8 protein-coding genes and 1 pseudogene are annotated in these 9540 nt (G+C 38.8%); 8 read left to right on the top strand and 1 reads right to left on the bottom strand.

The features are described 5' to 3' along the window. Positions 1–405: 405 nt before the first annotated feature. From L5L91_RS19015 to L5L91_RS19025, 3 genes are all read left to right on the top strand, one after another. Positions 406–1737 (top strand): Na+/H+ antiporter NhaC family protein, encoded by a 1332-nt coding sequence (locus L5L91_RS19015; RefSeq protein ID WP_105250033.1) that lies wholly within the window; start codon positions 406–408, stop codon positions 1735–1737. 181 nt (positions 1738–1918) lie between these two features. Beyond that, the gene (locus L5L91_RS19020; RefSeq protein WP_317630182.1) at positions 1919–2617 is read left to right on the top strand and encodes a hypothetical protein; all 699 of its coding nucleotides are present in this window, start codon (positions 1919–1921) and stop codon (positions 2615–2617) included. A gap of 8 nt (positions 2618–2625) precedes the next feature. Continuing rightward, positions 2626–3354: a 23S rRNA pseudouridine(2604) synthase RluF gene (locus tag L5L91_RS19025; RefSeq protein ID WP_263237436.1), complete on the top strand. Its 729-nt coding sequence runs from the start codon at positions 2626–2628 to the stop codon at positions 3352–3354. Positions 3355–3526: 172 nt separating this feature from the next. Here L5L91_RS19025 and L5L91_RS19030 read toward each other — a convergent pair whose 3' ends face one another. Further along, entirely contained in the window at positions 3527–3679 is a 153-nt protein-coding gene (locus tag L5L91_RS19030) for a hypothetical protein (RefSeq protein WP_173913141.1), read from the bottom strand. Between the two features lie 78 nt (positions 3680–3757). Between L5L91_RS19030 and L5L91_RS19035 the strand changes: the two genes are divergently transcribed. The 5 genes and pseudogenes from L5L91_RS19035 to L5L91_RS19055 form a co-directional block, all read left to right on the top strand. Continuing rightward, positions 3758–3886: a hypothetical protein gene (locus L5L91_RS19035; RefSeq protein WP_263237438.1), complete on the top strand. Its 129-nt coding sequence runs from the start codon at positions 3758–3760 to the stop codon at positions 3884–3886. A gap of 394 nt (positions 3887–4280) precedes the next feature. Next, positions 4281–4640 (top strand): 4-fold beta flower protein, encoded by a 360-nt coding sequence (locus tag L5L91_RS19040; RefSeq protein ID WP_263237439.1) that lies wholly within the window; start codon positions 4281–4283, stop codon positions 4638–4640. Between the two features lie 214 nt (positions 4641–4854). Then, positions 4855–6867, top strand: coding sequence for an ATP-dependent nuclease (locus L5L91_RS19045; protein WP_263237441.1), 2013 nt, complete (start codon positions 4855–4857; stop codon positions 6865–6867). Further along, positions 6852–8981, top strand: coding sequence for an ATP-dependent helicase (locus tag L5L91_RS19050; RefSeq protein ID WP_263237443.1), 2130 nt, complete (start codon positions 6852–6854; stop codon positions 8979–8981). The genes L5L91_RS19045 and L5L91_RS19050 overlap by 16 nt, the downstream gene beginning before the upstream one ends. A 443-nt stretch (positions 8982–9424) precedes the next feature. Continuing rightward, positions 9425–9540: pseudogene (locus tag L5L91_RS19055) on the top strand (IS110 family transposase); the annotation flags it as partial.

The following is a 9540-nucleotide window of genomic DNA, read 5'->3' on the forward strand; positions in this document are numbered from 1 at the left end:
ACGTTATTTATGCTGGCTTACCCACCAACAACTCACACTAAATGGAGCAATAAATAGCCGGCTTACTCCATCACACCAGTCATTCGCTTAAATTTCATGCAATTCCGTTCAGTTGAAATACACGCTAAATCAGATATAAACCCTCTAACTCAATCTAAATGAAAACAGGTAAGATATTGATTAGTAATTAAAATAAAGACTAGTTTTCATCTTATACAACCTATTAATAACCTAGCGATCACAGCGGAAGTAAAAACATCTAGACGTCTAAATTGACAGGTTATCAGGGATCAAATATGCTTTGCCTCAAGTTGCTAGGATACGATGCCGAGGCAACACTGAATTTAAGCGAGTTTGACTGCCAAGGATCCTGCGGAAAAACCCTAAGCGAAAGAGAGATAACATTTGAGCAATCCAACAGCAGCACAGCACAGCCCGGCATCTTTTATTGCCCTGTTGCCATTATTTGTTTTCCTTGGTCTTTTCATTGGCGCGGGTGTGTATTTCCAAAGCCAAGGTGTCGACTTTGCCTTCTATCAATTACCCAGCGTTATCGCTATTTTACCTGCAATCATTCTGGCGTTGATTTTATCAAAACAGAAATTAAATCAATCGATTGATACCTTTATTGGCGGTATTGGTCACAGCAATATTATTGCAATGTGTTTAATTTACTTACTTGCAGGCGCCTTCGCTGCAGTCGCGAAAGCCACTGGCGGCGTCGATGCTACTGTTGCTCTTGGTTTATCGTTAATACCATCGAACCTGTTACTACCTGGTTTCTTCGTGATTGCCGCTTTTATCGCAACGGCCATGGGAACCTCTATGGGGACAATCGCGGCTGTCGCTCCAATCGCCCTAGGCGTAGCCGACCAAGCGCAAATCGACTATGCACTGATGGCGGGAGCCGTGATGTCTGGCGCCCTATTTGGTGACAACTTGTCGATTATTTCCGATACCACCATTGCAGCTACGCGCACCCAAGGCTGTGATATGAAAGATAAATTTCGTGAAAATTTGATTTTCGCTATCCCCGCATCACTGCTAACTTTAATCGCCTTTGTATTTGCCGGACAAGGCCAAGCAGAATTAGCAACACAGAATATCGATCTTATTAAGGTCATTCCTTATCTGACCATTTTGATCTTAGCTGTGGCAGGTCTGAACGTATTTGTGGTCTTAACCTTAGGTATCTTATTAGCGGGCGCAACCGGCCTGTTTACTATGGATTACGGCGTGATCCAATTCGGTAAAGATATTTATGCTGGCTTTAGCAATATGCAGGAGATTTTCATTCTATCTATGCTAGTGGGTGGTTTAGCCGCACTCATGCAGCAGCAAGGTGGTCTTGCCTTTGTGAGTAAACAGATTGAAAAGCTGATCACTCGTTTCTCCAAGGCGCAAGGTGAAGCTTCATGCCGCGCTGCTGAGCTAGGCATGGCAGGTATAGTCGCAGTGACTAACTCTTGTGTGGCTAACAACACGGTTTCTATCGTGGTGACGGGGGATATTGCAAAAGACTTAGCAGAGAAGCATGGCGTGAGTCCGAAACGTGCCGCCAGCATACTCGATATTTTCGCCTGTATTATCCAAGGTTTGATCCCGTATGGCGCACAAGCCCTACTGATCGCATCGACCTTTAGCATCACGCCATTAGCAGCGGTATCACACGCTTGGTACTGTATGATTTTAGCCGTAGTGGCTGTTGCGATTGTAATTTTCCGCAAACGACACTAAATGATATTTGAGTCGCATGAGTAAAATCTAACGTTTATGACAAGGAACGCACTAGGCGTTCCTTGTCATTTTAAAGCCCTCTTTTGACGAAAAAGCATCAACTCGCTTGCCTTCATTAAACAATTCAGGCAAGTTACCGCATTCAATGTGGTCATATCCCGTCAGTATATTTTTAGTCTCCATGAATCCTCTTTATCACCAAGAACCAAGTTATTACGATCTACATCGTCTTATTACATGGTTGATTGTAGGCGCAGCCTTTATTAGTGCTTCTGGAGTATTAATTGCTATTTATGCTGAATATCAAAATGTTGGAGTTCAAGTCTTACAAATACGAGCTGATTTTTTAGGTAACTATATCAATTCACCCCTCGCTTATGTGTTTAATTTAAGCTTATTAGCTGCCGGGCTCTGCATACTCATTTCAATGACCGGGCTCTACTTACTAAAACTAGATACGTTTAGCCAATGCATAGCACTTACAGGTGCTTGGGTAGGAGTCTCTGTGATTTTAATGGGAATATTCCCTATTAACTTTTTGAACATACACAGAATAGTTTCAACGAGTTATCTATTAAGCACCCTCATCTTACACAGCCTTGTGATTATAGCGGGGATAGTGCCTCGGTTTATTTGCCCAAAGCCACTGTTCTATTTGAGCCTGATCAGCTTTTGTAGTGCCGTGAGTTTAACCCTGCAATTAGATTGGACAATATTGGATTTCCCTCCCTGTGTGCCCCAAACACACTTTTGTACTGTTTCAGCCAATATGTGGCTCCAAACTAACTTGAGTATTATTTGGTGTTTAAGCCTAGCCTTTGCAATGCGGCGCCTATCAAAAATACTGTATCATCGCGCCCAAGAACGCCAAATACTTTAGGGTAATCCATGCGCTTAGCAAAATACCTCGCCCAGTGTGGCATAGGCTCACGCCGTGAAGCCTGCCGTTTGATTGAGGCTGGGCGCATCACACTCAATGGCGGTATCGCCCGCCACACAGATCCCATCTGTTTGGACGAGTCATTAAACTGCCTCGACAGTATTGAGCTTGATGGCGCACCTATCACTAAAGCCGAAACGCTCGCCTATTGGGTATTTAACAAAGCTGTGGGCACGGATTGCCGTCTGCTTGAGCAAGATGAAGAGAGCCTTATACACCTGCTTCCCAAAGCACCAAGACTCTATCCCGTCGGCAGGCTCGATAAGGATTCCCGCGGCCTGTTGCTGTTAACTAACGATGGTGAGCTGACCCATAAACTGATGCACCCCAGTTTTGCCCACAGCAAAACCTACCATGTGCGCCTCGATAGGCCATTCGCAGATGATTTTATTGAACAAATGGCCAGTGGAGTGCGTTATAAAGACCTGCAAACCCTGCCCTGCCAAGTCCGCCGCCTCAGTTCGGACAGCTTTGAAATCGTACTGACTCAGGGATTAAATCGACAAATTCGGCGTATGTCTAAGGCACTCGGATATCGCGTTATCGATCTTGAGCGCATCGCCATAATGGCGCTGAATTTACGCGAATTAGCATCTGGTGAGTTACAAGAAGGGCAAATGCGGCCACTAACACCACAGGAAACCACAGCGCTTAAAACGGCACTGGTTACAGCGTAAACTAAAAAACCGAAGATAATTACGGATGGAATATCTACATTAGACCTTCTGATTTCTGCCAATAGCAGCCATCTGCTGTTAACTCTCTTATGCCCCAAAGAAAGATAATTGTATCGTCAATTGTGCTGCATGAATTGTCATTGTTTCCGCAGTGACTCGCCGTCTATTTCTTTCAAAATAAGCATCCCAGAGGCTCGACGGCGCCATCCATGTCGCCAACGGTCACTGGTACACCAATGCCAATCCTAACTAACACTTCTGCTGTTAGTTTAGCTAAAAAGCTATTGCCCCAAAACAAGATAATTTTGTCGTCCGTTTGCAGCATGAATTGTCATTGCTTCCCCAGTGACTCGCCGTCTATTTCTTTCAAAATAAGCATCCCTGAGGCTCGACGGCGGCATCCATGCCGCCAACGGTCACTGGTACAACAATGCCAATCTTAACTAACACTTCTGCTGTTCGTTTAGCTAAAAAGCTATTGCCCCATTATTCGTTAGCGAGAGAAACTGATGCACCGGATAACACTAAATAGCGCCTTATATTTTCTAATGTCTTGGCACTCAGATCTGACTTTAAAATACTAGATCAATATACAGTTATAATTTCACGCTGGTAATCCGTGAGAAAAGAGATCGAAAAACTGGTTTTTTATACTCGATTAACTTCCTACACCTTTGTAATTAATAGAATGTTTTTATGATTTAATAAGTTGTTGTAGAGACCTCTACATCAACTTGTTCTGTTTTGCGTGGGACTTATTCAACTTTTCTGAAAGTGATGTTAACTTTATCACATCATTTCAATGCATTAGCGTGGCATAGTTGCTGTAAGTAAAATTTTAGGCAGCAGTTTATTGAGTAGCGATTCAATAAGCTGTTGAACAAATACTAAGACGTTATGTGCCACCACTCACTCGGAGATAAGTTATGTCGTTAGATTTTTTTGATTCATCAGGTCAGCCTTATGCATATTGTGATGATGGAGATACAATATTTACCTTTGGCGGTGCGCCAATAGCATTCATTGATGGGGATTCTATTTATTCATTTTCAGGCGTTCATTTAGGCTTTTTTGAAAATGGAAATATATGGGATCATCGTGGTGGTGTTATCTTGTTTACACAAGGTTCAAATGGCGGTCCAATGAAACCATTACAAGCACTCAAACCATTAAAAGGTCTTAAATCCTTAAAACCACTAAAGGGGTTAAAATCCCTCAAGCCATTAAAAGCTTTAAAAAGCATGAATTGGTCATCAATGAGTCCTCAACAACTATTTGAGGTCTAGGCACATAGCAAGCTGTTAAAGCAGGACAAAATACAGTTGGCTTTTTTCGTTCCTCAACATATATTTAGCCTCTTAACAGGGCGTACGACCTATCTTTTGTGGCAAGTCTTCTAGTCTCGATGGACGTTGAGGATTTAAATAATAACAATTTAAGCATGTCGGTTATGAAAGCTGAAGTTTATAACATCTGTTCCACCAATCTTGGAAGGTAATAATGATAATCAGGAAATTTGAAGTCAACAACTTTAGGTTATTGCAAAGTAGCTCCTTAGATATGACTGATGGATTGACATTACTTGTTGGCAAAAACAATACAGGGAAAACGTCATTTGTCGTCTTATTAGAAAAATTTCTAACAAAATCAAACCCATCATTTAATTATAGTGACTTTCCTGTTTCCCTACGGGAGAAATTACATAACATCTCAGAAGAAACAAATATTGATGAGCTGAGCATACGATTAAATATATGTATAGAGTATTCAGATGGCGACAACCTAGAAAATATTTCTGAGTTTATGCTGGATTTGGACCCTGACAGAACGACTATCAATATTTTGTTTGAAGCGAAAATAGATAAAGATGTCCTTATTTCGCGTATTCCAAAAATTAAGGAAGGTGCTGAAGAAGGGAAATTTCAGATAGAAAAACGTATTTTTATTGAAAAAAACATTAGTAAATTTATTAATACCTCCATCTACGCCTATGATGACTTCGGTTATGAAGGAGAGAAGCCTTATTATTTAGAGAACCGAGGAGAGCTAGTAGAAAAAGATTTTAAAAATGTTGGAAAAATATTAAATCTTCAGGTTATTCATGCCAAAAGGAATGTTGCCAGTTCTGATGAGACAGGAAAAAGTCCATTATCTTCCGTTACTACACAATTCTTTAAAAAACTTGATGACTCTGATGATGGCCGTCTAGATAATATTAGGAATGCTCTAATTACAATCGATCAGGGCTTGGAAGAACAGTATGCAGCTGTATTCAGTGAATTTTTATCTAATTCATCTACTTTTTTAAATTTGAATGGTTTGAAAGTTATTTCCGATATTGAAGCGAGTGCACTAATAAAAGATTCTTCAAAAATTATCTATGGAACAACAAATGATCATTTGCCTGAAAATCTAAATGGACTTGGTTATCTCAACATTCTCTATCTTTTACTTAAAGTAGAGATAGCTAAAAAAGATTTTGAAGCCTCTCTGGCTGATATAAATTTACTACTGATAGAGGAGCCTGAGGCACATACTCATCCACAAATGCAGTCTGTTTTCTCGAAAAAAATAAGAGAATTGGTAGGAGGAACTTTTGTATTGCAGACTATTATTTCTACGCACTCGTCTTACCTTGTATCAAACTCAGAGTTCAAAGATATCCGTTATCTTGCGAAAAATGATGATAATGTTACGTTCAAAAACTTTCATACAGATCTAGCTAGCCAATATTCCAAAGTAGAAGATGGAGCAAAATCATACCAATTCTTAGAGCAGTACCTAAAAATTCAAAATGCTGAATTGTTTTTTGCAGATAAGGCTATTTTCATTGAAGGAACAACTGAAAGAATGTTACTGCCGTTATTCATTAAGGAGTTTGATAAAAACTGTAAAGATGAAAAAGCAAAAATTGCTCAACAGAACATATCAGTTATTGAAGCTGGAGCAAATGCTAAAGCATTCGCTCCATTTCTAGAATTTATTGGCATTAAATCTTTAATAATTACTGATTTGGACAGTACGAAAAAAGAAACTAAAAAAGATAATAACGATAAAGAATCGACTAGTTATCCAGCTTGTCCTGTTGATGAATCAACTCATACGAGTAACGAAACATTAAAATATTTTTTCTCGGCACCATCGATAGAAGAGGAAGAAGAGTTCTCACAGTGGTTTCAAAAATTAAAACAAGAAAAACAAAAATCGCGTTCTCAGAATGTTTATATTGTTTATCAAAGTGAAGAGAACGGCTACCATGCTAGATCCTTCGAAGATGCTTTTATGAACTCTAATAAGCTCGAAATAAAAAATATGAGCGATAAGTTATTAGGTCTAAAAAACAAAAAAGAGCTCCAAGATGTAGAGACAGCTAATATTTATGTTCTGACTGATACAGTGTTAGCTAAAAAATCTGACTTTGCAGCATCTTTGCTTTATATGGCTCTCACGGATCAAATGACTTGGGTGACACCAAAATATATTAATGAGGGACTAAAATGGATCAGCCAGTGATGTCTCCATTAGATCAAATAAAGAATTGTATCGAAACAGGGCAATCATTTGTTCTTCAAGGTGGTGCCGGAAGCGGGAAAACTGAAACCTTAAAGCGAACAGTTCAGTTTTGCGAAGATAACTATCCTGAAAAAAAGATTGTGTGTATAACACATACGAATAAAGCGGTTGAAGAGATCGCCGATCGTGTTGGCTCGGGGTATGAGATTTCAACCATTCACTCATTCTTAAATACTCTAATTAAAACTTATAAGAAAAACTTATTAACTGTCTTACCCCAGCTGTTTTGTATACCTGAATTTAATAGGAATGACTTAGATACATATAATGGCGATGATAAAGTTCAAAAAAATGAGGAACACGAACGGTTTAAAAAGTTTCATGAACGTTTAGAAAGCATGCGTTTCACAGTCTTATCTGAAGAAACAGAAAAGGTCGTCGGCAAGAAAGATTACGATAAAGCCCCTGAACAATACAATTTAAAACTAAACACCCAAATTGAAGATATAAATGCTCGTATTCGTGAATCTATAGAGCAGCACCATCATACTGATGTTGAGTATAATGAAACCCCTTTCGATAGCTTCAAGAATGCGACATTTGGGCATGATGGGCTTATCAAGATTACATCTATTTTATTCGGGAAATATCCTAACCTAGGAAAAATAGTTAGAGATAAATATGACGCTATTTTTATTGATGAATATCAGGATACTGATGAGAAGATTATACAAAGTTTCATTTATGACACGCCTGATGAAAGCAGCATTACTATAGGATTGTTTGGAGATAGCGAGCAGGCTATCTATGAGGATGGGATAGGATCAGCAAAAGAAATAATTGCTGATGGTAGGTTAAAGTTAATTGAAAAGGAAGATAACTTCCGTTGTTCACCTCAAGTAATTAAGGTCGCCAACAAATTTAGAACTGATGGGTTAGAACAAAAAGTCGCTTTTAAAGTAGTTGAAGGTGAAATGGAAAGTGATGCAGATCGGGATGGTTCAGCAAAACTTATTTATGCATTTAAACCAGAAAAACCTAAAAAACCAAGCGCGCCCAAAAAGAATGCCTCTGATGATGAAAAAGAAGTATATCAAACTGCAATAGAAGTTTATGAACAAAAATTGCATGATTATAAAATTGAATACAATCGAAGACTCGAAGCCCTTGTAGCTAGTGCACAAAAAGAGATCGGTAGTCATGTACTGTTGAAACTTCCAAATAAGTCAGTTGCTCATGATGCTAACTTTGGAAGTTTATATCGTTTATTTGATGTTCGTTATGGTGATACTCGAGAAACGATGAAGAAGCACCTTGACCGACTCCAGTTTGGTCAACTTTGTGAAATTCTAAAGCTATTTAAATGTTCAAATAAAGATAAAAGAGCGTTTAACAGGTTGATTTTACTGTTAAAGAAACAAGGTTTTTTAATTAAAACTCGCAATGATAAAAAAGATTTACACATCGCTTTGAACGGCTTGTTGAACTCCGATAAATCTGCATATGGTGTAATGATAGAAGCTATATCTTTAGAAGTGATTTCTATATCTGAAAGTCATAATGCTTACCTAAATCGTAAAAAAGTTGAGCTTGAACGAATTACAAGCGAGAAATATTTAGAGTCTTTTAAAACCTTAAAAATTGATGGTTATAATACGAAACCTCAGATGTTCAAGTATATTGATGAAAATAAAGATTCAAAAATATCAAAAGACATTATTGAAGATCAATTTGATGAACGCATGCGGGATATTCTAATTGAGGATTTTTATACTGGCTTGTTTGGGGGAAGTTTAAAATTCGAAGAGATTTTTGCATTTTACATGTATGAAAATGACGACAGTAATTTTATGACAATGCATAAAACCAAAGGTACTGGCATTGAGAATGTTGTCGTAGTTTTAGATGAGTTTAATTGGACAAGATATGATTTCTCTAGCTGTTTTGAAAATAAAAATTCAAATCCTACAAGGCAGGAATTATCAAGGAAATTACTATATGTTGCATGCTCAAGAGCTAAGAGACATTTGATTTGTGTTCGACTTTTGAATGATGCTGCTGAAGTAGAGAAAATACAACATTATATCGAAAATTGTGAAGAAGTTACTGTATAGCGCACTACTATATAGCCGTATAATCGAGTAGCCGGAGGTGTCTAGCCTCCAGCCCCTCTGCATGCGGCTCCGCACAGGGCGGCTCATTTAGAACGCCTAGCCTAAACCTTCTGGTTAGGGTAATGAACTGCGATCCATCCATCTCTTAGTGAACATAAACCCGCTTTCTTAAGATGATCATTAGTAATGATAATGACTATCGTAAAGTTTAGAGCTTAAGCACTAGCTAGCTTTTGTCCAAAAGCGTGCAGCGTAAGGCTTTTAAATCTACAGATTACACTAACGCTAAAAAGGTGAGCCATGGTGATTTGCGAGACGACCGTCCGCCCCATGGACGGGGCGGTCGAGCATCCAAGGATGATGGGATGGACACCTCTTGTGAAGTAGGCGTCATTTACGCCATATTGAATTTGCACGTTCAATAACAACAAAAGGTGTCCAAAATGAAAGTTACACTAATAGGAATTGATCTCGCAAAAAATATCTTCCAAGTATGTGGAGTTAATCAAGCAGGCAAGAGTGTTTTTAACCGTTCGATTAAACGTGCTCAGCTCCTGAC

The sequence above is a fragment of the Shewanella sp. SM55 genome, from assembly GCF_025654025.1.
Classification (GTDB): domain Bacteria; phylum Pseudomonadota; class Gammaproteobacteria; order Enterobacterales; family Shewanellaceae; genus Shewanella; species Shewanella oncorhynchi.